This is a genomic window from Marinobacter sp. ATCH36 (genome assembly GCF_023555055.1).
Taxonomy (GTDB): Bacteria; Pseudomonadota; Gammaproteobacteria; order Pseudomonadales; family Oleiphilaceae; genus Marinobacter.
The window spans coordinates 397,117-422,404 of record NZ_JAMJPL010000002.1; the positions used below are offsets into that span (position 1 = coordinate 397,117).

At 57.1% G+C, this 25,288-nt stretch carries 25 protein-coding genes; 10 read left to right on the top strand and 15 right to left on the bottom strand.

Annotated features, from left to right (window positions below; all coding sequences use genetic code 11):
- Window positions 1-45: 45 nt before the first annotated feature.
- Genes M8010_RS09590 through M8010_RS09605 form a run of 4 tightly spaced genes read left to right on the top strand, consistent with a single transcriptional unit; the run spans window position 46 to window position 4,584 of the window.
- Window positions 46-819: an ABC transporter ATP-binding protein gene (locus M8010_RS09590; RefSeq protein ID WP_250090729.1), complete on the top strand. Its 774-nt coding sequence runs from the start codon at window positions 46-48 to the stop codon at window positions 817-819.
- Complete coding sequence (locus M8010_RS09595) at window positions 809-1,741, top strand: ABC transporter substrate-binding protein (RefSeq protein WP_250090731.1); 933 nt, start codon at window positions 809-811, stop codon at window positions 1,739-1,741. The genes M8010_RS09590 and M8010_RS09595 overlap by 11 nt, the downstream gene beginning before the upstream one ends.
- Entirely contained in the window at window positions 1,731-3,758 is a 2,028-nt protein-coding gene (fhuB, locus tag M8010_RS09600) for a Fe(3+)-hydroxamate ABC transporter permease FhuB (RefSeq protein ID WP_250090733.1), read from the top strand. The genes M8010_RS09595 and fhuB overlap by 11 nt, the downstream gene beginning before the upstream one ends.
- On the top strand, window positions 3,748-4,584 hold the full coding sequence (locus M8010_RS09605; protein WP_250090735.1) for a (2Fe-2S)-binding protein: 837 nt from the start codon (window positions 3,748-3,750) through the stop codon (window positions 4,582-4,584). The genes fhuB and M8010_RS09605 overlap by 11 nt, the downstream gene beginning before the upstream one ends.
- Before the next feature lie 127 nt (window positions 4,585-4,711).
- On the opposite strand, the gene M8010_RS09610 is transcribed toward M8010_RS09605, so the two are convergent.
- Entirely contained in the window at window positions 4,712-6,889 is a 2,178-nt protein-coding gene (locus M8010_RS09610) for a TonB-dependent siderophore receptor (RefSeq protein ID WP_250090736.1), read from the bottom strand.
- A 214-nt stretch (window positions 6,890-7,103) separates the two neighbouring features.
- Between M8010_RS09610 and M8010_RS09615 the strand changes: the two genes are divergently transcribed.
- Window positions 7,104-8,228: a PQQ-dependent sugar dehydrogenase gene (locus tag M8010_RS09615; RefSeq protein ID WP_250090738.1), complete on the top strand. Its 1,125-nt coding sequence runs from the start codon at window positions 7,104-7,106 to the stop codon at window positions 8,226-8,228.
- A gap of 10 nt (window positions 8,229-8,238) precedes the next feature.
- Here M8010_RS09615 and M8010_RS09620 read toward each other — a convergent pair whose 3' ends face one another.
- Complete coding sequence (locus tag M8010_RS09620; protein WP_250090739.1) at window positions 8,239-8,652, bottom strand: GFA family protein; 414 nt, start codon at window positions 8,650-8,652, stop codon at window positions 8,239-8,241.
- 123 nt (window positions 8,653-8,775) lie between these two features.
- Between M8010_RS09620 and dkgB the strand changes: the two genes are divergently transcribed.
- On the top strand, window positions 8,776-9,585 hold the full coding sequence (gene dkgB, locus M8010_RS09625; RefSeq protein WP_250090741.1) for a 2,5-didehydrogluconate reductase DkgB: 810 nt from the start codon (window positions 8,776-8,778) through the stop codon (window positions 9,583-9,585).
- Here the strand turns inward: dkgB and M8010_RS09630 are convergent.
- Together M8010_RS09630 and M8010_RS09635 are read right to left on the bottom strand one after the other, a co-directional pair.
- Window positions 9,554-10,240, bottom strand: a complete 687-nt coding sequence (locus M8010_RS09630; RefSeq protein ID WP_250090743.1) for a DUF6064 family protein — start codon at window positions 10,238-10,240, stop codon at window positions 9,554-9,556. The two genes, dkgB and M8010_RS09630, sit on opposite strands and share 32 nt — an antisense overlap.
- Window positions 10,237-11,160, bottom strand: a complete 924-nt coding sequence (locus M8010_RS09635) for an aldo/keto reductase (RefSeq protein WP_250090745.1) — start codon at window positions 11,158-11,160, stop codon at window positions 10,237-10,239. The genes M8010_RS09630 and M8010_RS09635 overlap by 4 nt, the downstream gene beginning before the upstream one ends.
- A gap of 337 nt (window positions 11,161-11,497) precedes the next feature.
- On the opposite strand from M8010_RS09635, the gene dacB reads away from it, so the two are divergent.
- Entirely contained in the window at window positions 11,498-12,997 is a 1,500-nt protein-coding gene (gene dacB / locus M8010_RS09640) for a D-alanyl-D-alanine carboxypeptidase/D-alanyl-D-alanine endopeptidase (RefSeq protein WP_250090746.1), read from the top strand.
- A 37-nt stretch (window positions 12,998-13,034) separates the two neighbouring features.
- Here dacB and M8010_RS09645 read toward each other — a convergent pair whose 3' ends face one another.
- From M8010_RS09645 to napE, 6 genes are read right to left on the bottom strand one after another with little or no spacing between them, the layout of a single operon-like run.
- Window positions 13,035-13,622, bottom strand: coding sequence for a NapC/NirT family cytochrome c (locus M8010_RS09645; protein WP_250090748.1), 588 nt, complete (start codon window positions 13,620-13,622; stop codon window positions 13,035-13,037).
- On the bottom strand, window positions 13,619-14,095 hold the full coding sequence (locus M8010_RS09650) for a nitrate reductase cytochrome c-type subunit (RefSeq protein ID WP_250090749.1): 477 nt from the start codon (window positions 14,093-14,095) through the stop codon (window positions 13,619-13,621). Before M8010_RS09650 ends, M8010_RS09645 begins: the two co-directional genes overlap by 4 nt.
- A gap of 11 nt (window positions 14,096-14,106) precedes the next feature.
- Window positions 14,107-16,611: a nitrate reductase catalytic subunit NapA gene (gene napA / locus M8010_RS09655; protein ID WP_250090751.1), complete on the bottom strand. Its 2,505-nt coding sequence runs from the start codon at window positions 16,609-16,611 to the stop codon at window positions 14,107-14,109.
- Window positions 16,612-16,633: 22 nt separating this feature from the next.
- Window positions 16,634-16,933: a chaperone NapD gene (locus tag M8010_RS09660; protein ID WP_250090752.1), complete on the bottom strand. Its 300-nt coding sequence runs from the start codon at window positions 16,931-16,933 to the stop codon at window positions 16,634-16,636.
- Window positions 16,934-16,936: 3 nt separating this feature from the next.
- The gene (napF, locus tag M8010_RS09665) at window positions 16,937-17,455 is read right to left on the bottom strand and encodes a ferredoxin-type protein NapF (RefSeq protein ID WP_250090754.1); all 519 of its coding nucleotides are present in this window, start codon (window positions 17,453-17,455) and stop codon (window positions 16,937-16,939) included.
- A 9-nt stretch (window positions 17,456-17,464) separates the two neighbouring features.
- Window positions 17,465-17,638 carry a periplasmic nitrate reductase, NapE protein gene (gene napE, locus M8010_RS09670; RefSeq protein WP_250090755.1) on the bottom strand — a complete coding sequence of 58 codons (174 nt, stop codon included), beginning with the start codon at window positions 17,636-17,638 and terminating at the stop codon, window positions 17,465-17,467.
- A gap of 293 nt (window positions 17,639-17,931) precedes the next feature.
- Here napE and M8010_RS09675 point away from each other — a divergent pair, with 293 nt between their 5' ends.
- The gene (locus tag M8010_RS09675; protein ID WP_250090757.1) at window positions 17,932-18,306 is read left to right on the top strand and encodes a DUF4398 domain-containing protein; all 375 of its coding nucleotides are present in this window, start codon (window positions 17,932-17,934) and stop codon (window positions 18,304-18,306) included.
- Between the two features lie 26 nt (window positions 18,307-18,332).
- A complete protein-coding gene (locus tag M8010_RS09680; RefSeq protein WP_250090761.1) occupies window positions 18,333-19,142 on the top strand; it encodes an OmpA family protein in 810 nt (269 codons plus the stop codon).
- A 126-nt stretch (window positions 19,143-19,268) separates the two neighbouring features.
- Here M8010_RS09680 and M8010_RS09685 read toward each other — a convergent pair whose 3' ends face one another.
- Window positions 19,269-20,684 (bottom strand): DUF4397 domain-containing protein, encoded by a 1,416-nt coding sequence (locus tag M8010_RS09685; protein ID WP_250090762.1) that lies wholly within the window; start codon window positions 20,682-20,684, stop codon window positions 19,269-19,271.
- Between the two features lie 213 nt (window positions 20,685-20,897).
- On the opposite strand from M8010_RS09685, the gene M8010_RS09690 reads away from it, so the two are divergent.
- Entirely contained in the window at window positions 20,898-21,767 is an 870-nt protein-coding gene (locus M8010_RS09690) for a DUF6279 family lipoprotein (protein ID WP_250090764.1), read from the top strand.
- A 2-nt stretch (window positions 21,768-21,769) separates the two neighbouring features.
- On the opposite strand, the gene M8010_RS09695 is transcribed toward M8010_RS09690, so the two are convergent.
- The 4 genes from M8010_RS09695 to M8010_RS09710 are packed head-to-tail and all read right to left on the bottom strand — an operon-like array spanning window position 21,770 to window position 25,166.
- The gene (locus M8010_RS09695) at window positions 21,770-22,540 is read right to left on the bottom strand and encodes an SDR family oxidoreductase (protein ID WP_250090765.1); all 771 of its coding nucleotides are present in this window, start codon (window positions 22,538-22,540) and stop codon (window positions 21,770-21,772) included.
- Between the two features lie 16 nt (window positions 22,541-22,556).
- A complete protein-coding gene (locus tag M8010_RS09700; protein WP_250090766.1) occupies window positions 22,557-23,246 on the bottom strand; it encodes a histidine phosphatase family protein in 690 nt (229 codons plus the stop codon).
- Window positions 23,246-24,310, bottom strand: a complete 1,065-nt coding sequence (locus tag M8010_RS09705; protein WP_250090768.1) for a phosphotransferase family protein — start codon at window positions 24,308-24,310, stop codon at window positions 23,246-23,248. Before M8010_RS09705 ends, M8010_RS09700 begins: the two co-directional genes overlap by 1 nt.
- Before the next feature lie 40 nt (window positions 24,311-24,350).
- Window positions 24,351-25,166 carry an SDR family oxidoreductase gene (locus tag M8010_RS09710; protein WP_250090769.1) on the bottom strand — a complete coding sequence of 272 codons (816 nt, stop codon included), beginning with the start codon at window positions 25,164-25,166 and terminating at the stop codon, window positions 24,351-24,353.
- Window positions 25,167-25,288 lie beyond the last annotated feature (122 nt).

A 25,288-nucleotide genomic window follows, 5' to 3' on the forward strand; every position in this document is an offset into this window, starting at 1 on the left:
CGCATTTAGATTATTCTGCAGGCCTTCAGAACCATGGGAGCCTGCATGTCTGCGTTCTTCGAAGTATCCAGCCTGGATGTGAGCATTGGCGAGGCCTCTATCCTCCGGAAAATCAACCTCGAGTTCCGGGAGGGGGAGGTTACCGCTCTTCTCGGGCACAACGGCTCCGGCAAGTCCACCTTGTTGAAAGTTCTGGCGCGGCAGATGTCACCCTCCTCGGGCGATGTCAGCCTGCTTGGCAGCTCCTTCCGAACCACCGGAGCGCGTGAATTTGCCCGTACCGTTGGCTACCTGCCCCAGCATCCACCAGGTACCGACGGCCTGACAGTGCGGGAACTCGTCGCACTTGGGCGATACCCCTGGCGCGGGCCACTTGGCCGCTACAACGACGAGGACCATCGACTAATCGACCAGGCCATTGCCGATACCGGGCTTGATCATTTTCAACATCGTTCCGTCGACACCCTCTCCGGGGGCGAACGCCAGCGCGCCTGGATCGCCATGTTACTGGCGCAACAGACCCGTTGCCTGCTGCTGGATGAGCCCATTTCCGCCCTGGATGTAAAGCACCAGGTAGAAACCCTGCGCCTGGTACATCGCCTGGCGGAAGAGAGGGAACTGACAGTCATTGTGGTTCTGCACGATGTGGACCTGGCGGCGCGCTTTTGCGACCGGCTGGTGGCACTGAAAACCGGACAACTGATTGCAGACGGCAGCCCCCGGGAGATTATGGATTCCGGAATACTGGAGACCATCTACGGCGTCCCCATGGGTGTGATGGAGCGTGCGCCAGGCCAATGGGTCTCCTATGTCCATTGAAGTTTCCGTCAGAACCTTTCTGGCATTGCTGTTCACCGGCCTGGTCGCGTTAACGGCCAGCGCCGAGACCTGGCAACACGAGTACGGCACCATCAACCTGGATGCCCCCCCAAAAAGAATCATCGCGCTGAACTGGGCTGCCACCGAAGCCCTTCTGCTGCTCGGCGTAACGCCGGTGGGAGTGGCTGACCGCGATGGATACGACGTGTGGGTGAATGAGCCGAAGCTTCCAGCAGACGTTCCCAATATCGGAACCCGGGTAGCGCCGAGCCTGGAAGCCATTGCCGAGCTCCAGCCGGATCTGATCGTCACCAGTTCGGAAATGGCGCCTGCCTCCCGCCAGCTTGAACGGATTGCACCTACCTATGTGATCAGCGTGTACAAGGAAGGCCACCGGCCTTTTGAGAAAGCCAGTGAAATGCTGACCACACTCGCAGAGATGCTCGGACGGGAAGCCCGCGCCAACACCATTCTGGCAGACCTCGAACAGACTCTGAACACTCAGCGTCAACGCCTGGAAGAGGCCGGCATGACAGACAGGCCGGTGGCCCTGGTGAACTTCCTGGATGACCGCCATGTGCGTATTTATGCACCCAACAGCCTGTACCAGCGCACCCTGGATGCCCTCGGGCTTGCAAATGCCTGGCCTATGCAAGGCAACTTCTGGGGGTTTTCGGTTGTCGGACTGGAAGCTATCGCCTCTTACCGGAACAGCCGCATTGTAGTCATCGACCCGATTCTGCCAGGGCTGGCCGATACGTTGGCAAACAGCCCCTTCTGGACCTACCTGCCCCCGGTCAGGCGGAACCAGATATATCAGATAGATGCCGTCTGGCCATTCGGTGGCGTTTATCCGGTGAAACGGCTGGCCACCATGCTGACGGATGCCCTGCTGGAAGGAGGCTCCGACAATGTACGCTGAGTCAGCCAGCCTGCCGGCTGCCCGGCCTGCCATTCCCGCAAAACTGCCGGTGGCGGCGATCGTTCTATGGTTTGGCGCCCTGATTGCCAGCTCCGCCCCCTGGCTTGGTGAACTGGATGCCGGCGCACTGGTTTCAGCCTTCTGGACCTTTGATCCGGAGAATTATTCGTCGGTACTCGCCCACTATAGCTGGGCACCCCGGGTGTCCATCGCCATCCTGATTGGCTGCGGGCTCGGCCTGGCCGGGGCCGTCACTCAACAGATACTGGGCAACCCACTGGCCTCCCCTACGACGCTTGGTGTCGAGGCCGGCGGCCAGTTCGGGATTACCGTGGCCACCTTGTTTGCGCCCGGTCTGTTGGCGTTCAGCCCTGATCTGGCCGCCATTGGCGGCGGTCTGCTGGCCATCGGGATGGTAATCGCGCTCACCTGGCGGCTCGGGTTCTCTCCTGTCACCGTTATTCTGGCGGGGCTGGTGATTACTTTCTTCCTGGGCGCCATGAACATGGCCTTCCTGCTGCTCAAGGGTGAATGGCTGGGCAACTTGTTTATCTGGGGCGCGGGGTCGCTGGTACAGAACAACTGGGAGCCTTTCATGGAGCTATGGCCCCGTGTGTTGGTCCTCGCCCTCCTGATGTTGCTGCTGATGCGGCCGCTGCAGTTACTGCAGCTGGGGCAGACCTCCGCCAGTGCCCTGGGCGCCAGGGTCGGGCTGATTCGGGCACTGGCCCTGTTACTGGTTGTACTGATGACGGCGACTGTCGTCAGCCGGGTTGGTGTGGTGGCGTTTGTGGGTCTGGCAGCACCGGTACTGGCCAAATTGCTGGGCGCCCGAACGCTGGGCAATAAGCTGCTTTGGAGCACCCTCATGGGGGGTGGGTTGCTGCTTCTGGCCGATACCCTGGCGCACTGGGCCTCCACCTGGGGCGATGGCTCGCTGGTACCCACGGGAACCACCACGGCCTTGATTGGTGGCCCGGTTATCCTGCTGGCTCTCCAGAGCTTCAGGAACACCCATCACATGCCGGGGCAGGAATCCAGCCCTGCCGGCTTCCTGCCCAAACGCCGATCACCTGTTCTCATTACAGGTGTTATTTCCGCATTGCTTTTGATCACAGTGATTGTATCCATGGGCTGGGCTCCGGGGCTGGAGGGCTGGAACTGGATGGCGATAACGCAATGGGACGATGCCTGGGCCTGGCGTGGCCCCCGACTATTGGCGGCCATGCTTGCCGGGGTGGCCCTGGGACTGGCCGGCACCCTGATTCAGCGGATGACAGGCAACCCCATGGGCAGCCCCGAAATGCTGGGCATCAGCGGTGGTGCTGCACTGGTAATGGTATTAATTGTTCTCTCCGGCGCCGAAATCAGCCGGATTGGCCAGCTTGGCGCAGCCACCCTGGGTGCCGCTGGCGCTCTGGGGCTGCTGATTCTGCTTGCCCGCAAACACCGGTTTGCAGGTAATCAATTGCTGCTTGGCGGCCTGGCACTTTACGTCTTTATGGATGCGGGGCTACGTTTGGTGATGGCCTCTGGCGGTACTGTCGCCTCGCAGCTGCTGAACTGGATGTACGGCTCCACCTGGCTGATTTCCGAGAGCGAGGCATTCGGGCTGTTGGGTTTCATCGTGCTGATCAGCAGCCTGTTGCTGTTAATTGTGCGCCCCCTGACGATTCTGCCCCTCGGTGACACCGCCGCGGCGTCCCTTGGGCTTTCCGTGTCTCGTGCACGCCTGCTGCTTCTTTTTCTCGCAGCGGTATTGACGGCCTCAGCGACGGTGGTCATTGGCCCCCTGAGTTTTGTCGGGCTGATCGCTCCGCACCTGGCAAGGGTACTGGGGCAGCAGACCGTCGGCCGGCAGATGATCGTGGCAGCATTGGCAGGCGGCCTTCTGCTTGCCGTGGCGGATTACCTGTCCCGGATTGTGGTCTTCCCCAACCAGCTACCGGCCGGCTTGCTGGCTGCGTTGGTGGGCGGCGTCTATTTCCTCTGGGGGTTGAGCCGCCATGGTCGGTAGTGAAAAGTTCGGTAGTGAAAACGCAGGATCAACAGGCTCATGGACCAAATGTTACGCGCTGCTGCTGGCATCCGCCGGACTGGACCAAAAAACCGTGCTCGCCCAGGCACTGCCACCTTCTTCCAGAGAGCGCCGCGGTCTCTTTTCGCTGGCACAGTGCCTGGAACAGCCGACACTGTTGATTGATCAAGTCTGCAGGGATTACCCGCACGCCTCCGATTCTCGATCAGTCCGGGCCCAGATTTCTGTGCTTCAGCAGGATCTGGCGCTAAGCGTTATTGCCCCGCTTACCTTGCAGCTTTTCCACGACGGCCAGGCTCCCCTGCCCGATCCCGATCGCATCTTTCTCGCTGTCGCTGAGTGTGAAGAAGTGCCAGCATCGCGCTGGTTTCAGGCCCCGGGCGGAGCTGCCACCAATGAAGCAAACTTTGTGCGCTCGGTCGGGAAACAGACAGAAAATTGGTATCCCGTTTTCAGGCAACAACTGGGGGTAAGCCCCGGAGCCTACTGGAGCAGCATCGGGCTGGGGTTGGGGGCGCCATTCTCGGCGGTGTGGAATCTGGCAGAACCTGCTGAAACATGTGGCCTCGCCCAGCGTTGGCTAAAGGAGTTTCGCAATGACGCCAACCACTTCATCGACTGGATTCCAGCGGTATTCGGCGAACAGGCCACAGCGATCCCGCAGCGTAAGGGGTGCTGCCTGAAATATCTGTTACCAGGGGGTGGCTATTGCGGCACCTGTGGGGTCTATCGCAAGGAGCGACTGTCAGCTCTCAAACGCCAAGACCTGAGCCCACGGCCAGGCCAATGGCAACCAGGCCTATAAGCGCGCCAGCGCCCGCGGCCAGCTTTAATCCTTCAATCATTTCCTGTTCGGGTGTCATTCCTTTTCCTCCCTTTTGCAATGAATAAGGGGCGGGAGTATTTCCCGCCCTCACTCTACTTCCGCCAGATCAGTAGACCCAGGAAACCGTCAGGCTGGCGTTTGCCGGCTCTCCGTAAAAACCCTGGGCTGAGGCACCAAACTTTTTAAGACTTTCGATGTATTTCTCGTCGGTCACATTGTTCACGTTCAGCGTGGCATTCCAGTCACGGGCGAAGTCGTAGCTGGCCATTACATCAACCACTGCGTAGCTCTCCTGCTCGGTAGTGATATCTGCGCCAGCGTTCGGCCCGGCTGAAGCCTGGCCCTGATCCTGGCTGATGGACGACTGCCAGCGTACCTTGCTGCCCACCTCAAGGCCTTCGACGCCCGGCACTTTCCAGGTTCCCCGCAGCTGCGCCAGATGCTCCGGGACAAAGGGTTTGGCGGAGTTGCCATCAGCGTCATCAATGTTCACATAGGTGTAGCCGGCAAATAGCTGGATACGCTCGGTTACATCACCCACGAACTCAAGTTCAATACCTTCACTCTGAACTCCGTCCACGCCCCGGTAGTAAGCGTCCTGAGTGCCCGGGAAGGTTCCTGCAGACTCCGCCAGATTCTGTTGCTCTGTCTGGAAAAGGGCAACAGTCGTATTCACCCGGTCATTCAGGAACTCACTCTTGAGGCCCAGTTCGTAATTGACACCATCAATCGGGTCCAGGCGGTCCCGGTTGATGTCCAGCTCGGTTTGCGGTGTGAAGATTTCGGTGTAACTGGCGTAAACAGAGTGATCGTCGTTCAGGTCGTAGATCAAACCCGCGTAAGGTGTTTCAACTGCATCGTAACTGGTTGTTTTCTCGGCACCGTAGCTGGTTCCTTTACTGTCAAGCCAGGTCAGGCGAACACCAGTAATGGCGGTCAGGCTGTCGGTCAGAGTCCAGCGGGCGGCAGCGTAGGTTGAGGTCTCTCGATCCGTCCAGTCTGACCCGCCAACACCATTATCGAATGCGGGGCGAGGGTAATTGCCATCCCACTCGTTCAGTGGTGGCAGTGGATCACCTATACCCTGGCCGTAACGCGATTCATCTAAGGTTTCAGAGCGAGACCAGGTGGCCCCCAACACCATCTCATGGGTCCGGTTCGCCAGCTCAAAGGGGCCGGTCGCGTAGGCGTCTATCACCCACTGCTCTACGTTGAGATCGTATTGGCTCGGGTAGGCCAGCAATCCGTCCCCGGTTTGCGAATCCGGCGTGCCGTATTGATAAAACAACTCTGATTCGCTGTCATTTTCCAACCGGAATACAGTGCCCTTGGCCCGCCAGCCGCCAGCCAGTTCCTGCTGCAACTCAACAAAACTGTTGTGCTGGGTATTATCCCAGTAAGACCAGTCCGAGGCGGTGCTGGTTGATCGGGCGAAGTCTGTTGCAGTGCCATCAGTATAGAAAAGGGGCAAGGCACCCCAGAGCGGGCTATCAGTATCCGAGGTCTGGATTGAGTGGCCGAGCGTCAGCAGCGTGGTATCTGTCAAGTCTGCCTCAAGCACGCCGTAGAACATCTGCTTTTCGTTACTGTAACGGTCCAGGTATGAATTCCTGTCCTCGTAACCAGCTACCACACGTCCACGTACGCCGCCAGATTCAGAAACCGTGCCGGATACATCTCCGACGATGCGCTTCCTGTCCCAGGATCCCCCGGTAACTGCAACAGAGGCATTGGTCGCTGCTGTCGGGCGTTTGCGGATGAAGTTGACGGTTGCCGCCGGGTTACCGGAACCGGCCATCAGGCCGTTCGCACCGCGCACCACCTCCACCCGGTCAAAGAAAGCCGTATCCAGTTCGCCCTGTACATTGTCGTATACCGCCGGCAGGCCGACGCCATCGTACTGAAAGTTGTTGATATCGAAACCACGAGATGTGTAGTAGGTACGATCTGTCTCAACGGACTCCACGGTTACGCCGGTGGTTCCCTCCAGAACATCATTGATATCGTTCTGGGCAAAATCGTCCATCTGCTCCCGCGTCACAACAGTAATTGCCTGCGGTGTTTCCCGGTGGCCGAGCTCCATCTTCATGGAGGTTGTGGTTGCGCCGCTGGTGTAACTGCCAGTGGACTCCGACGAAACCTGGCCACGCTCAGCAGTCACATCCAGTTCTTCGAGTGTTACAGGCTGATCTTCCTGGGCCGAAGCGAATGCCGGCAGGGTTGCGCAAACAATTGCAGTGAACAGCGCCTTGCGGCGGAACACGCGTTCCGGAACTCGGGACATCGTTTTCTCCGTTTCAGGATGTAGAAGAGGGTTGCATATTGCCTGCATATAATAATACGAATCGTTATCATTTTAAATACCAAATCAGTGATCCACTTAGCTTTTATCACTCTATATTTGTGTTGCGGTAGGACTTCTAGTTGCAGCGCACTCCTACTGCTATCCTCAAACATTAGCCACCTGTTGAACAATGCCAACCGAAACGGAGGTTACCATGCGAGCTTGCTCACGCCTGATCATTGGCCTCAGCCTGGTGCTGGTTTCAGCAACGGCCCTGTCGGAACAGATCTTCTCTTCCGATAAGGCGAAATTTCGGCTGGAAACCGTGGCACAGAATCTGGAACACCCCTGGAGCCTGGCTTTCCTCCCGGATGGCTCCCAACTGGTAACCGAACGCGAGGGCCGGTTACGCCACATAAAGGACGGAAAACTCCAGGAGCAAGCGATCACCGGCCTCCCCGACCTGGTGGTTTCAGGCCAGGGCGGCTTACTCGACGTAATCCTGCATCCGGAATTCGAAGACAACCGGATCCTGTTTCTCAGTTATGCCCACAAAATAAGCCGCGATGGCATGACAACACGGGTGGCACGGGCAAAAATGGAAGGCAACCGGCTTTCAGATGTTGAAGTGATTTTCGAAGCCCTGCCCCGTGGCACCACAGGCCGCCACTTCGCCGGTCGTATGGAATTTGACCGCGTTGGCAACCTGTACGTCGCCGTGGGTGACAGAGGCGAAATGGACCGGGCCCAGGCAACGGATGACGATGCTGGCGGCGTTCACCGCCTCACCATTGAGGGCGAGCCGGCCACAGGCAACCCGTTCACCGATGACTCATCCGTAAACGACACTTTCTTTACCTATGGCAACCGCAATATCCAGGGCATGACCATTCATCCGGAAACCGGTGAAATCTGGAGCCACGAGCACGGGCCAAGAGGTGGCGACGAAATCAATATCATCCGTGCTGGCAACAATTACGGCTGGCCAGACGTTACTTATGGCATCGATTATTCAGGGATACCCATTACCGACAAGACCACCATGGAAGGCGTGACAGAACCGCTGCATTACTGGGATCCGTCCATCGCGCCCTCGGGCATGGCGTTCTACACCGGCGATCTGTTTCCTGAATGGCGGGGCGACCTGTTTGTGGGAGCGCTGAAGATGCGAAAGCTGGTGCGTCTGAGCATCGAGAACGAAGAGGTCAAAGAGGAAGAGGACCTGCTGGAAAATCTCGGCGAACGTATCCGGGACGTGAGGATGGGGCCGGACGGTGCTCTATGGCTGCTGACTGATCAGTCCAGTGGCAAGGTTTACCGCGTCGTTCCCGCGGACTGATCCGATGCCGTCAGTTGGGGTCGTAGGTTCTCTCGGTTTTATCGTACTGTGGAATATCATCGGTAATGGTAAACCAGTCGGACTTGGAGCCAACGTAGACGTGTGATGCCGGCCCCTTACCGAGAGGTTCGTTGATCATGCCAACCCGCAGGCGCAGGATACCGGGAATGGCATCAACGCGGCTGTAAAGCTGGCTGCCGCAACGAGGGCAGAAGCCGCGATACTTGCCGGGGCGGGATTCGTATTCACGGACCAGTTCCTCACCCGCCGTGAAACGGGTACGGATTTTCTGTATCGGTGCGCTGGCGGAAAACGCACTACCGTGGGCGCGCCGGCACTGGCTGCAGTGGCACAGGGCTATCGGCCCCAGTCGACCGTCGTATTCCAGTTTAATGTCGCCACAAAGGCACTGCCCGGTCAGCATGGTTTATCCTCGATAATTATTACGCTTGCCACGTTCCGCGGCCGGTATGATAACCACCTGCCACTTGAAGAACCAGCGCGCGAGCACCACATACAAGTCAGAGCGTTCGCAAAGGAGGACACTATGGCATTCAGCACACTTCCGAACATCGGTATGGGCACCTTTCGCCTGAAAGGCAATGACGCGCGTGAGGCGGTGAAAAGCGCCCTTTCGCTCGGTTACCGGCATATCGATACCGCCCAGATGTATGACAATGAGTCTGAAGTGGGCGATGGCATTACCTCCAGCGGCATCCCTCGTCGCGAGATTTTCCTGACCACCAAAATCTGGCATGACCAGCTTCGCCGGAGCGACCTGATCAACAGTCTGCATGGCAGCCTGGCGCGGCTGAAGACAGATCATGTAGATCTTACCCTGATCCACTGGCCCTCACCGGACGACGAAGTGCCCATGGACGAGTATCTTGGTGCCCTTCGGGACGCACAGCGGGAGGGGCTGACCACTCACATCGGCATCTCCAACTTTACCTGCGCCCAGATGGACCAGGCAAAAGCGATCCTTGGGGAGACACCCATTTTTACCAACCAGGTCGAAGTCCACCCCTTCCTGGCCAACCGCAAGGTGGTAGACCATGCCCGGAAACTGGGCATCACCGTGACCGGCTACATGCCGCTCGCCGTAGGCAAGGTAATGGAAGATGAAACCCTGATCCGCATTGGCCGCGAGCACAATATGTCGCCGGCGCAGATCGCCCTTGCCTGGGTAGCGTCACGCGGTGTGGTTCCGATTCCGTCATCAACGCGCCCCCAGCACCAGAAAGCCAATCTGGACGCGCTCGACATCACACTCAGCGCAGAAGAAATTGCCGAAATAGACAAACTGGACCGCGGCGAGCGAATTGCTAACCCCGGTTTTGCACCTGCCTGGGACTGATCCAGAAGCCAACAATTGCCAGTACCAGTGCGGCACCGGGAAGGAGAAACATCAGCCGTGTACCCAAAGTCCACAGGGTCGCTGCACTGAACAGGCACCAGAGAATGGGCAGCACCAGAAACAGCCAGCGTATCCGTCTGGGCAACAGCAGCAGGCAAGGTACTGTTGCGGCAACCGTAACATCGGGCGCAATGCCGAACAGCGCAACAGCCTGCCAGTTGCCGGTCTGGGCCGCCGGCAGCAGCGGCAGCAAAATTGCTGCCACCAACCATCCGATGCCAGCCTGCCTGCGGCGCGCAACCACGGCAGAACGCCCATCCCAGGGCCATACCAGCGCCGCCACGGTCAATAGTGCAGCTTGCAGAATAAAGGCCCAGCCGAACCAGACAGCGGGCGTGTTGACAGGCCCGTAATACTCCATCAGAAAGCCGGCACCACTCCAAACCCACGCTGCCGCCAACAGCAGCAGAATGCCTCGTTTAGCCAGCGTGTCACCACGTACCAGCAACCCGGCGATGAGCACCATCATGGCCACCGCGATGCCCTGCCAGGGCCAGAAATCCTGATTGATACGAACAAACAGCCGGAGAAACACCTCCGGCCCGAACATCAGAAAATCCGACAGGGAATAGTTCAGCCAATTCACATCCGTCATAACCCCGCCACATAATCTGCCATCTGCCGGCGCTGTTGTTCATCCGGAAGTTTCCCGTACAAAGCCCCCATATTCTCCTCCATGTGCTCCACACGGGTTGTCGCGGGAATGGCACAGGTGACCGCCGGGTGAGCAATAATAAACTTGAGGAAAAACTCCGCCCAGTTGCTGCAGCCAGCCTCTTCCGCCCACCCGGGCAGCGGCTCGGACTGGTAACGACGGAACAGGCTGCCACCCTGGAAGGGACGATTCACGATGACTGCAATGCCCCGCTCCCTGGCCAGTGGCAACAGGCGTTGCTCGGCTTCCCGGTCCAGCACATTGTAGGTCAGTTGCACGAAATCCAGAGGCTCCTGCTCCATGATCCGCGCGAGATCCCGATGGCGGCGGCCGTGGGAGGTGGTGATACCCAGGTATCGAATATCCCCATCCGCCTTCATCTGCTTCAGGGTCTCCAGATGTGACTCCCACGCCAACAGGTTGTGTACCTGCTGCAGGTCAAAGCGGTCGATACCCCATTTCTGCCGGGTCTCCCTGTCCTGCTCTCGTGTGGCATCACCGTCCCGGGTCCAGATTTTGTTCGCAGAGAAGACCCTGTCGTGGGCATTCAGACTTTCCAAGGCCTCTCCCATCACATCGTCGGCCGAGCCGTACATGGGCGACGAATCCACCAGCGTGCCGCCCGATTCGAAGAACACCTTCAACACGTCCGTTCGCTCACTCACAAGCTTCCGGTCTCCACCTACGTTGAAGGTACGCCAGGTACCCATGCCAATGACTGGCAGTTGTTCTCCGGAAGACGGAATCGGACGGGTGATAGCCTTACCGCCGGGTGCAGCGATCAGAGCCGGCATCCGAAGTGAAAGGCCAGTGGCCGCCAGTACGGCCAGGAACTGTCGTCGTGACAATGGTAGAGCCATGGGTCATCCTCCGGTGTTCATTGCACACATGCTTTTGTTACGCACCCGCGCAGATTCGGGTTCTGTTCCCGTTAGGGCCATAACGCCCGGATTTGTCCGGGGTCTAACCTATTGATAAACTAGACCACTTACATCCATTTACAAAAATGCAGTAGAAACAACGACACTACTGGCATTTTTTAACGTCATGTAGAGCCTTTCCACATAGTATGAGTGCAATTTTTAGGCTATCGTTAGTAAATCAAGAATTAACGAGCGCTGCACCATGTTGCTGAAGGCACGAAGCCACCCTGACAAGTCACCCAATGGAACTGCCCCACAGCATGGTCGAGTGGTAATGCATCTGCTCGTTTCTGCCATGGCAGCCGCACTTTCGTTTGGCACCGCCCACGCAGCGGACCCGGCGGAAGCCAGCGCCACCAAGAAAACCTGGAGCAGCCAGGTACGCGATTACGCATTTCAGTCCCTGAATGACGAGCAGGCACTGAGCATGGCAGCCATTCCCCTGAACGGCCCGGGCATTGAGCAATATATCAACGCCGATGCGCTGATGAGCCCCGGTTCCATTATCAAGCTGATCACCACCTATGCAGCACTGGAAACCCTGGGGCCGACCTATCATTGGGATACCAACTTCTATACCGACGGCGAACTCGTTGGCGACACGCTCAACGGCAACTTCTATGTTGATTTGGGCGGTGACCCGAAACTGACCATCGAACGCCTTTGGAGCACCCTGAGCGAGCTTCGCGGCATGGGCATCAGCACCATCAATGGCAACCTGGTGCTGGACGGTGACGTGTTCAAACTGGCCGACGGGCTGCCTGTTTTCGACGACAACGGCGACAATCCCCATGCGCCGTTCCTGGTTCAGCCCTCGCCCTACCTCACCAATCTCAACCTGGTGCATTTCCAGGTGCGGGCCGACGAGCGCGGCACCCAGGCATGGAGTGCCCCCTCACTGAACGACGTTATCATCGACAACCGGGTGACCGCAGCGGCTGAAGGGCCCTGCCCTGCTCGCAGAAGCTTTGACTGGGAGCCCATCTTTCACGAAGACCACAGGGTAACCGTCAGGGTAACCGGTGAGCTGCCCCAGGGTTGTCGCACCACCGCCTATCTGTCCGTGTTGCCCCACGAGCAATACACTGCTTCCCTGATACGTTCACTGCTGACGGATATGGGCATCGAGATCAGCGGTAAGAGCCTGCTGGCGAACACACCCGAAGACGCCCGACTGATACTGAAAACTACCTCGCCCGACCTGGTAACAATGGTGCGCGACATCAATAAGTGGAGCAGCAATGTCATGGCCCGACAGCTATTGCTGACCATTGGTGCCAAGTACCGGCTGGATGACGATGAAGATGACCGGGTTGCCGGCATCCGCGTGATTTACCAGTGGCTTCAGGACAAGGGCATCAACACGGCGGGAATGGTTATCGATAATGGCGCTGGCCTGACCCGCCACGGCCGAATAACTGCCCGCCAGGGTGCACAGATTCTTCAACACGCCTGGAACAGCGATTATTCAGCAGATCTGATGGCTTCCATGCCGCTGATTGCGATGGATGGCACCATGGCCAGAAGACTCAGGAATGCGGGCCTTGACGGCAAAGGCCGGATCAAGACCGGTTATCTGGAAAACGTTCGCTCTATTGCCGGCTTTACCCGCGATGATACAGACACCACCTGGGCTGTTGTCGGCATGGTCAACAATGATCCGGCCTGGAACGGTCAGGCGGTGCTGGACCGGATTATCTACTCTCTTCATCACCGCCCGCCCACCGGAACAACGCTTTCACAGGCGCCATCCAGCGGCACCGAGATTCGTTGAGCCATTGCCGTAAAAGGCCTGGCGCAGCCACTTCCCTTTAGCGGTTCACACCTGCCATATCCGGCAGCTCGTGGGCAATGCCTTTGTGGCAGTCGATACAGGTTTCGCCTCCTTCGTCAGTCAGAGCCGTGGAGTGGGCTTCCGCCGCGCGCGGATCCTGCAGCGTAAAGTCCATGGACTCGAACTCATGGCAGTTGCGGCATTCCAGTGAGTCATTGGCTTTCAGCCGGTGCCATTCCCGCTGGGCCAGTTCAAGGCGCTTGGCCTCGAACTTTTCTGGGGTATTGATCGAGCCGAACAACCAGCCCCAGACTTCCTTGGATGCTTCCATCTTACGCCCAATCTTGTGGGTCCAGTCGTGAGGCACGTGGCAGTCGGAGCATTCCGCACGGACCCCGGAGCGGTTGCTGTAGTGAATGGTTCCTTTCAGTTCTTCATACGGATTGCTGTACATCTCATGACACCCGGTACAGAACTGCTCGGTGTTGGTGACTTCCAGGGCTGTATTAAAGCCGCCCCAGAATATGATGCCCGCCAGAAATCCCCCCAGCGTCAGGAAACCCAGACTGTAATGAACGCTGGGCTTTCGTAGCAGGCGCCAGTAATACTTCAGCCGATCCATCATTGGGTTTCCCCCCGATCACCCTCACGGATAACCTGATCGATGGGCTTGAAGTCCGACTCCACCAGAGCCTCTGCGTCCGTTTGAGGCACGTGACACTGGGTACAGAAAAACCGGCCAGGCGTCACTTCCGCCCTGACCTGAAAGTGACGATCCATAAAATGGGTCACGCTCACCATAGGTGCACCGGCCGATGGTGCTGCCTCGCGGCTGTGACAGTCCAGGCAACGATTGAAGCGCTTGTCCACCTGGTAATCCCGGATGCTGTGGGGTATTACCGGTGGTTGTTCGGGATAGTTGCGTACCTCCCGTTTGACGGTTCTCGGGTCTCCGGCAATCGGAGGTGCGTCCGTCACTTCACCCAAGGTTCCGCCTTGGCGGAGACCATCCGGCGAAGATGGCGACATGGAGGGCGACTCTGCCATAGCAACCATGGCAAGGGAGGCCGTCAGCAGGATAGCGATCAGCTTTTTCATGATGTGTCTCCTCAAGCCAGATTGACCAGTTCCAGACGAACGGCACACTTCTTGAAATCCGTCTGCTTGGAAATCGGGTCGGTCGCGTCCAGCGTGACCTTGTTGATGATCTTTCCGGCATCAAAGAAAGGCACATACACCATGCCTTTTGGCACGCTGACACGGCCCCGGGTTTCCACCCGCAGTCGCACTTCGCCCCTTCGACTGGCCACCAGTACCTCGCTGCCCCGGCGGAAGCCTTTATCCCGGGCATCTTCGGCATTCATATACAGCAGAGCATCTGGTACCGCCTTGTGCAATTCACTGACACGCCGCGTCATGGAGCCGGTATGCCAATGCTCAAGCACCCGGCCAGTACAAAGCCAGAAGGGGTACTCCTCGTCCGGCGACTCGGGTGGTGCCTCGTGAGGTACCGCAAATATCCGTGCCCGGTTATCAGCATTGCCGTAGAACTGGAAACCACTGCCTTCTGCCACGTAAGGGTCAGACCCTTCGCGGTAACGCCAGAGGGTTTCCTTGCCATCCACCACCGGCCAACGCAGGCCGCGGGTATTGTGGTAAGTGTCGAAATCGGCCAGGTCCTTACCCTTGCCTTTACCAAACTGCCGATACTCCTCGAACAGGCCTTTCTGGATATAGAAACCAAAATCATCTGCCTCGTGGTTGCCATACTCCGGATTCAGGTCCTCCGGCGGGTAGGCATCCACGTTGCCGTTGCGATAGAGCACATCAAACAGGGTCTTGTCCCGCATCTCGGGAGCCTTGGACAACAGATCCTCCGGCCACACATCAGCAACCTTGATGCGCTTGGCCAGGGCCACTGTTTGCCAGAGGTCGGACCTGGCCTCGCCCGGAGCCTTCACCAGTTGCTGCCAGAATTGGGTGCGACGTTCCGCGTTGCCATAGGCACCCTCTTTCTCAACCCAGCCTGCAGAGGGCAGGATCAGATCTGCCGCCTGGGCAGACACCGTGGGGTAAATATCGGAAACGATGATGAAGGTATCCGGATTACGCCAGCCTGGCAGCGTTTCCTGCATGGTATTGGGGCCGGCCTGGATGTTGTTGGTGACCTGTGTCCAGTACACCCGCAGCTTGCTGTCTTTCAGCATTCTGCTCTGCAGTACGGCGTGATAACCGACTTTCCCGGGAATAGTGCCTTCCGGCAGTTTCCAGATTTTTTCTGCCTTTGCCCGGTGCTCCGGGTTAGCCACCACCATGTCCGCCGGCAACCGGTGCGCAAATGTGCCCACCTCCCGGGCGGTACCGCAGGCGGAAGGCTGACCGGTCAGGGAGAACGGGCTATTGCCCGGGGTGGCAATTTTGCCAGTCAGCAGGTGCACGTTATAGATCAGGTTGTTAACCCAGACGCCACGGGTATGCTGGTTAACACCCATGGTCCAGAAGGTGGTTACGCGCTTGTCCGGGTCGGCATAGAGCTTGGCCAACCGCTCAAGCCGATCGGCCTGAACACCAGACTCCCTGACCGCACGCTCCAGATCGTACTCGCTTACATACTCAGCAAAGGCTTCAAAGCTCATGTCGTCGAAGCTATTGGCGTTGTTGGCATTTTTTGCCTTCTGCTCGCGGGGATCTTCCGGGCGCAGGCCATAACCGATATCGTCCGCGCCCTTCACAAACTTGGTGTGCTTATTGACGAAGTCCGTATTCACCGCGTCGTTCTGGATAATGTAATTGGCGATATAGTTGAGGATGGCAATGTCCGCATTAGGCGTCATCACCATGGGGAGGTCGGCGAGATCAAATGAGCGATGTTTGTAGGTGGAGAGCACCGCCACTTCCGTGGAAGGATGAGATAACCGACGGTCAGTGACCCGCGTCCACAGGATCGGGTGCATTTCCGCCATGTTTGAACCCCAGAGCACGAATGCATCGGCGTTCTCGATATCGTCATACACACCCATGGGTTCGTCCGAGCCGAAGGTGCGCATAAAGCCGGCCACCGCGGACGCCATGCAATGCCGTGCGTTCGGGTCAATGTTATTGGTGCGGAACCCCGCCTTGAACAGCTTACTTGCTGCGTAGCCCTCCCAGATTGTCCACTGGCCCGAGCCGAACATACCGACACTGTCCGGGCCATGTTCTCTTATGGACGAGGTGAATTTCTCAGCCATCACATCAAGGGCTTCGTCCCAGCTGACTTCCTGAAATTCACCTTCCTTGTGAAACTTGCCATCTCGCTTGCGCAACAGGGGTTTGGTGAGTCGGTCCCGCCCGTAGAGGATCTTGGAGAGAAAGTACCCTTTGACACAGTTCAGGCCACGGTTCACCTCAGACTGGGTGTCGCCGTGGGTGGCGACAATCTGATTGTCCTTGGTGGCAACCATAACGCTGCATCCGGTTCCACAGAAGCGACACGGTGCTTTGCTCCACTTCAGTTCCGTGAGCTCTGCGTTGGTGATCAGGTTACTGGCCGCGGCTGGAATTGACAGCCCCGCAGCCGAGGCACCGAGGGCCAGCGCATTGGCCTTGGCGAATTCACGTCGTGTCAGGTTCATGGCTATATCCCTGTCATCAGGTTTATTGTGTTTTGTTCAGATCAATCATTTCGTGATTGGCTTCGGCCGCCGACATCAGTTCGTGGTAGACCAGGATGCACTCCAGAACGCCTGGCTGGCTTTCCAGCAGTTCCACAGTTTCCAGAAGGCGCCCCTGGTGAGGACCTTCGGCAATGACCACCAGCTTGCCTTCCGGCGATTCAGCCCCGGTTTCAAGGCCCTCTGTTCGATTGACCTGTACCTTGATGGCCTCAAGGTGATCCGGCCAGCAATGAACGATAAAACTGGCAATATGCAGTTCGTCCGCGGACGGTTCCGGCATGGATTACCCCTTGTCCGTGATTACGGTTTGTTCATTCACTCGCTCGTGCTCTGGAACAACCAGATCAATGGCATCCTGCGGACAGACAGCGACGCATGCACCACATCCCGTGCAACTGCCCGCATCAACCTCCGGTCGCGGCACTTGGCCTACGCTGTAGCGAAATGATATCGCCTCTGTGTCACAGGCATCCTGGCAGCTCTGGCAATGAATTCCGGCTTTTGCCAGGCAATTATCACGAATGCCCGCACGCCACTGGAAAGCATCCCGTGCGAGGTCGAAGACCGGTTCGTCACAGGCATGCACGCATTCCTGACAAAACGTGCAGCCATCATGATTGAAATGAATTTGTGGGAAGCCGCCGTCTCCTTTCTGAAGAATGCCCTCAGGACAGGCGTTTATACAGTCGCCGCAACGCACGCATGCGTCGACAAAGTCTTCACCAGTCCAGGGTGGCCGGTGCTCTGATGCCAGTGGTTTGCCGCTCCGAAGAAAAGCACGGCGGGCCAGAGAGACTGCCATGAGTGCTCCTCAACCGGGTGGCCCAGGCGGCCCCATCAGAATCTGGGACATCCAGACAATGAAGCCGTAGCCGCCAACAACAGCAACCGAGAGAATGGGGAAAAGAAAAACGATCAGAAAAACAAACAGCCGCAGTTCGTACTTCTGTCTATGCTCCTGTGACGAAGCTGGTTGGTCATCCATAAACCCGCCTTTCAGATGTGTATAACAAAAAGCTAGTCAACACCCCGGAATTTTCAAGCGACACATGTCAAGTTTGACGACCACCGCAAGAGCCGAGGAAACGATCGGTACCGAAGTTTCTTTCCAAACCTTCATGCCGGGTTCTGAACTGCCTGCTAACCTTATGCGTAGCGGAAGCAGGCACTTTGATCAGAGAACGTCGTCCCTGCAAAAGGGTGTTCCGTGTACAGAGATGTCTACTTGAGTTCGGGCGAGGCAAATGGTCCCCGCCCTTCACTGGAAGGAGATAGTGCATGAACAAGCATACTTCGATGTTAGGCGCTGCAAGCATTCTTGGCATCGCTGTCGTTGTGGGTGGCTGTGCCAGTTCTGGCGAACGGCCAGATGGCCAGTTGCGAACTGCCGAGTCCGCCATCCAACAGGCGGTGTCATCTGACGCCAGAAACTTCGAGCCAGTGCTCCTGAACCAAGCGCAGAACAAGGTGGCCGATGCCGAAGAGATGATCGAAGCAGAGAAATACAGGGAAGCCAACCGCCTTCTTGAGCAGGCAACCGTGGATGCGCAACTGGCGGGTGCCCGCTCTGACACCGCAAAGGCACAGCAGGCAGTTGAAGAGATTAACAGCAACATTGAGTCTCTTCGCCAACGAATTGAAGATCGCCAGTAAGGCCTCAGCGGAAACAGGAGATTATTATGAACAAGCGCAACATGACTTTGGGCATGGCTGTAAGCTTCTCTGTCCTGATGGCCGGATGTGCCAGCACACCTCAGGACAACCAGAAAGTCGATGAGGCCAGGGCCTCTTACGACGAAATAAGGAACGATCCGAACGTGGCTCGCAGTGGCGATCGTCAGCTGAGGAACGCCAGAGACCAGCTGTCTCGTGCGGAATCTTTGCTGGCCGACGGCGAAGACATTGTCGAGATTGAGCATGCGGCCTATCTTGCCAACCGACATGCACAAATTGCCGCCGAACAGGGTGAGCGTGCGGAACTGCAGGAACAGATCAATTCTGCCGAAGAGCGCCGCAAGGAGCTGGAGTTGCAGATGAGTTCCAGTGAGGCAGAACAGGCCAGACAGGAAGCCGCAGAACTTCGCCGGCAAATGGAAGAGATGCAGGCCGAGCAAACGGACCGTGGAATGGTGCTGACCCTTGGTGATGTACTGTTCGATCTCAACCGCGCTGAACTGAAATCTTCCGGTGAAGCGACTGTTGAACGGCTGGCAGAGTTCATGCGGGAATATGAAGAGCGCAGGGTACGCGTTGAAGGATATACCGACAGCACCGGTGAGGCTTCCTACAACCAGGGGCTGTCTGAGCGCCGAGCGGAAGCAGTACGCGATGCTCTGGTCGACATGGGTATCAGCCGTGACCGGGTAGAAACAAAGGGATTTGGTGAGCAGTACCCCGTGGCCAGCAATGACAGCTCCGGCGGCCGACAGCAGAATCGTCGGGTGGAGATTGTTATTTCAGACGAGGAAGGCAATATCGAGACTCGGTAACTGCCAATTTTGGAAGGTTGGTTATAAAAAGCCCCGGAAAATCCGGGGCGTACTTTATAAACAATGCAATATGTCAACGCTTTTACAAATTACACAGTGTTGTACGTTACCACTGCATAACTTGGATCAGTTCGGTTCTGCCGCTATAAAATCATCGAACAGAATAAGGCCAAGCGTATCCAGAGGGGGCATGGCATCAGGGTCGGCATCACGAGCGACTGCCGTGTAAATCTGCCCGTCATTCAACTCAATGTTCTCTGCAGTGATCGCCGGAGTACCTGTACCAGCTGTTGCGATATACACGTTGTAGGTGCCACCTGCCACCGGAAGGTAGTCAGTAACAGCCTTGAACGGCACATCTGCCAGTGTTGGCTCGGAGTTTCCAATTCCATCCTGGCTTCCAGGTACCAGATAAACATCGACGTTGCCGGCCAGCGCAGAAGCGTGAATAATTCTCAAAGACGCTTGCGTTGAGATGCGACGGACTTCATCCTCTTCCACCAGCCCTTCAATGTTCTCCAACTGACCCACAGCAAGAACTGTATATCCTTTACCATTTGCCAGATCTTCAACAGTTTCTATGACTGGATCGGTAGTGCCCGTAGCGGCCACCCCGAGCGTTGTCTCGCCGCCAGGTAAAACTGCATATCCGTCCAAGATGCCGCTTGGAGAGACGTCACCAAACGCGATGTTCGTGAGAGGTGTCACACCACCGTCGACAAGAACATCAACATCGGGCGCATCGGACGAAGCGTGGACGACCCGAACGCCCGCTCCCTGATTAGCGTCATAAATTTCCGATACATCCGCACCATCGACAACAATGAGGCTGATCGGACTCGCTCCGTCTTTGGAAAAGTTCGCGCCGGTGTTCTGCACTGCACCGATGAACAGGTCGCCACCGGCCGGCAGTGTCACATCACCACTATCGAAAACCGGATCAAACGCGCCTGCGGCAGTAATTTGAATTCGATACTCCCCAGCCGGAACAATCAATGGTTCCTCGGTGACGGTTTCATAAGGCACGTCCGCCAGCAATGGCCCATCCTCCGCGGACAGGTCATTACCTTCGCCCGCAGCGGTTACATAGATATCAACATTCGGCGCGTTAGGTGCGAGATGACCAATCATTAGCCGAACTTCACTGGTTGAACTGAAGTCAGGCTCATCTTCGACGAACACAAGCGGGCTGATGCTACTGACTGGACCAATTGCCACAACGTTATAACGGTTTTCTGCCTCGAAACTGAAGTCTGCTGGTCCTATGACAATTGAATTGCCACCAGGAACTATGCCTTCAACTGCGATTTCATAATCGCCCGGTTCAGGTGTCAGCAGGACTGCCTGCTTATAATCTGCACCCTCGACTGCGGCCTCTCCATTTACGAGGATATTGACCGGAGGTGCATCCGGTGAGGCATGAATTACGCGAACCTGCGCTGTAATCGACGCAGGGCCAGAGGAACTACTGGAACCATCAAAACATCCTGCGAGCATAATCGAGCTCGCAACCACTAACGGTAATGCATATTTGCTTGTCATTGTTCTGCTCCTTCTATGCAGATTGATCGTTTACCTGATAAAAGTGGTTCGAACCTGCACAGGTTCCGTCCCTGACCTGTACGTAAAAGCAACTTACGGGTGTATGCTGAAATCGGATCCACAAAATTTGACAATTCGTTCGGCCGCCCGTGAACTCCATCTGAATGCCATCGGCCTTCGTATGAAACACCAAAGCCACCAAGGTAGGCATTTATGGTTCGCACTTTTCTTTTTACGTTTTTCAGCGTTCTGATATTGGCGGGGTGCAGCTCAACCAAGCTGGCTTATCGATATGCAGACTGGGGAATTGTATGGTGGGTAGACGATTACGTTCCCATGACGTCGGAACAGGAGTCCCGGCTTGAACAGGACATTCGCGATCTTCGCCAGTGGCATTGCAGCACCGAATTGCCGCGATATTCCGAATGGCTTACCCGGCTGAAACGCGACGTTCGCAATGGTGATCTCGATGCGTCGACGGTTGCCGGGCATCAGGACACATTGTTTTCTTTCTTCCCGCCATTGATGGATCGCGCCAAGCCCGCAGCGACAGAATTACTGGCAAGCCTCAGTGACGAACAGGTACGGCAACTGGCAACCAACATGAAGGACAGCCAGGAGGAACTGGAGGAGGAGTTTCTGGCAGACGATGCTGAAAAAACCCGTACGGCCCGGGCAGAGCGCACCACAGAACGGGTTGAACGCTGGTTAGGCTCCCTGAATGATCGTCAGCGGGAAACTGTCAGCGCCTGGTCCGAAGCCCGGGGCGAACAAACGGAAATCTGGCTGGAAGGCCGGCGCAACTGGCAACAGGCGTTGCTGGATGCACTCGAGCAAAGAGACAGCGACGGATTTGCCGGCCGCATCAGTTATCTGATCGACAACAATGAAGCAGTGCGCGGGGAGAGGTATCAGCAAATGATGTCCGAGAGCCGGACGGCCATGGCGGAGCTGATGACATCACTGTTACAGCAGGCCGACCAGCGCCACCTTGATCATCTGCTGGGTCGCGCGGAAGAACTGGCAGGTGATTTCGATACCCTCGCCTGCGTTAGCGAGGATACCGAAAGCCGGAACAGCTGACATCAGATGGTCAGGTAGCCACCATCCACGTTGATGCAGGTGCCTGTGGTATAGCTTGAAGCCCCGGACGCCAGGTACAGAACCGTTCCCGCCATTTCGTCGGGATCGGCTACCCGTTTCATGGGGATGTGGGCCATAGCCTGCTTCTTGATAGCCTCGTTGCTGGTCAGTGCACTGGCAAACTTGGTATCGGTCAGCCCCGGCAACAGAGCATTCACCCGCACCTTCTGTTGGCCCAGTTCCATGGCAAAGGATTTGGTCATGGAGATAACCGCCGCCTTGGTCACCGAGTAGATACCCTGGAAGTGGCCAGGGTTCACGCCATTAACCGATGCCACGTTGATAATGGAACCGCCACCGTTGTTCTTCATGATCTGCGCGCCACGGGCGCACATGAAGAAGTAGCCGCGAATATTCACGTCCACGGTCTTGTGGTAGGCGCCCAGGTCAGTGTCTTCAATGGGGCCGAAATAGGGATTGGCTGCGGCGTTGTTCACCAGCACATCCAGCTTGCCGTGCTTCGATTCGATGTGCTGCCAGATGTCTTCAATCTGGTCCATTTCCCCGATGTGGCAGGCATAGGCTTCGGCACTGCCACCGTCTTCGCGGATGCTGCTGGCCACGGCTTCGCAACCATCGATTTTGCGGCTGCTGACAATCACGTGGGCGCCATAATTGGCCAGTGTGCGTGCGATGCTCTCGCCGATACCACGGCTGGCGCCGGTAATCAGGGCCACTTTTCCGCTCAGATCAAACAGGTCTTGCTTACTCATTCTTCACCTCAATTCGTTATCGGAAGGTCACCAGGGAGGCGTCTTCCGCTTCCAGATGACTGTAATTGTTGAACACCGCAAGGCTGCGTCGGGCCCCTGAATGCAGAATGCGGGTCACGCTGGTATTTGCAATGACCGAGTTCATCTCCAGAGCCTTGCGATCACTCAGTTGCAGCAGGTGTTGGGCGATAACGGCAATTGGACCGCCCGAGGTGGAGACCAGAGTATCGCCGCCATCTGCGTATTCAATCAGTTGTTCCAGGGATGTGGTGACCCGTTCGCGGAAATCGCCCCAGCTCTCGGCGTATTCGTCATCATGCTCACCACTGACCCAACGGACCATGGCTTCCTCGAAGACCTGCTGGAATGCTCTCGCAGGTTTCGGGAACGAAGCCAGGTCCCGCGCCATACGCTCACGGTCGGCCCATTCCGGTCGCAGGCGTTCGACAACCTGGGTATGGTCAAACTCGTTGAACCCCTCGACTGCCTGCATGTCTGGCAGAGTGTCACCGTACCCACTGGCCAGGGCTTCGACGGTTTCCCTGTGGCGCTCCATATTGCCGCCAAACACCGCGCTGGGGGTTACCTTGCCCGCAAGCCAGCGGCCAAGAACACGCCCCTGTTCCCAGCCACGGGTGGACAGTTGATCGTAATTTTCCTTGCCAAAACTGGCCTGCCCGTGACGAATCAGATAGATCGTTGCCATTACAGCTCACTCGCTTCGATCAGTCGCTCACAGCGCTTCTCAAGGTAGTTGGCAGCATGGCCAAAGGCGGCAAAGCGCTTGTCTTTGGTCTGGCCGTGGTAATAGCGGTAATAGATCTGCTGCACAATCACCGCCAGGCGGAAAAGACCGTAGATTTCATAGAAGTCGAAGTTGTCGATTTTCAGGCCGGACTTCTCGGCGTAGTAAGCGACCACTTCCTTGCGGGTGAGCATGCCGGGGCGGTGAGTGGGTTGCCGGCGCAGCATCTGGAACGGGCCTTCATCGTCGGCTTCGATCCAGTACGCCAGGCTGTTTCCCAGGTCCATCAGCGGGTCGCCGATGGTGGCCATTTCCCAGTCCAGTACACCCACAACCTCAAACGGGTTGTCCGGGTTCAGCACTACGTTGTCGAAGCGGTAGTCGTTATGAATGACCACCTGGGCAATATCATCCGGCATCTTGTCATTAAGCCAGCCCATGACGGTTTCAAAGTCGCCCACATCGTCGGTTCTGGCCTTGCGGAAACGGTCACTCCATCCGCCGATCTGGCGCTGTACGTAACCGGCGCCCTTGCCCAGCTTGTCCAGGCCTGTGGCCTTGGCATCCACATTGTGCAGGTCCACCAGCTTGTCGATCACGTTCAGGCACAGCTTGCGGGTATCCGCCTCGCTAAGCTCGAAATCCTTGGGGAAATCCTCGCGCAATATTATGCCCTTCAAGCGCTCCATCACGTAGAAATCACAGCCCAACACGTCGTGGTCGTCGCAGATGGCAACGATATTGGGAACGTAGGGAAACTCGGGCTTGAGCGCCCGCATCACCTTTGCTTCCCGAAGCATGTCGTGGGCGGACTTGGCGATCTTACCGAACGGTGGGCGGCGCAGCACGTAGGAGCGGTTGCCGTAATCCACCTGGTAGGTCAGATTGGAAGCGCCACCGGGGTACTGCCTGATCGCAGGCGCGCCTTCCAGGTCCGGAATGGCCTGCTTCATGAATCGGTCAACAGCCGCGACATCCAGCTCTTCGCCTTCGCGGATATCCACAGCCTGGTCGATCTGGGTCATTCGGCTCTCCTCTACTATAAAGACGTCAGCAAGGGGGCAACTAAGCTTTGCCACCCATTTTTTTCATCCAGCGCTTGCTCTCCTGATGCATCAGCCAGTCAAATGCCTTGGGTGCATGGCGCTTGACCATCCACATGCGGCGTTCCTTGGCGTGGGGCAGCACCCAGAAATCACCCTTCTCCACCGCGCGGATAATGTCGTCGGCCACATCTTCGGCGGTGATGGTGGAGCGCTTCATCAGTTTGTTGACGTTCTGCTGGATGCCGGGAATATCGGACCGCATGCTGCTGGTCAGGTTGGTCTGGAAAAACGCCGGGCATACGCAGCTGACGTGTATACCGGAGTCTCTCAGTTCCTGGCTCAGGGTTTCCGAGAGCGCAATCACACCGGCCTTGGATACATTGTAGCTGTCCATCAGCGGCGCAAGCATAAGCCCGGCCATGGAGGCGATATTCACAAACGCGCCTGTGCCCTGTTTCTTGAACTGCGGGGTAAAGGCCTTGCAACCGCGGACCACACCCAGCACGTTAATATCCAGGATCCATTCCCAGTCGGCCATGGTGGTGTCTTCAATAGACCCTGCGGAGGCAACGCCGGCGTTGTTCACCACAACGTCTACCCCACCCCATTTGCCGGTAAGATCCTCGCAGATTTTTTCCAGGTCCGTCAGCCGGCGTACATCGCACTCAACGAAGTAACCCTCGCCCCCGGCGTTGTTGATCTCCCGCTCTACGGCAACGCCCTGCTCCGGATTAATGTCACCAATGCAGACCTTCGCGCCCTGTTTGGCATACTTCAACGCAATCGACCGGCCCAGACCACTGGCCCCGCCGGTTATAAATACTCGCTGTGTCATCTGTGTTTTCACCGTTGTCTTGGTTCGTTGAGTTTTTGTGAGTCCGTGCAAGAGCTGATGCCGGGAGACCCTTCCAAAACACGCTGTAAATACATCCATGTACGCTCCGCTCCGCCATCCAT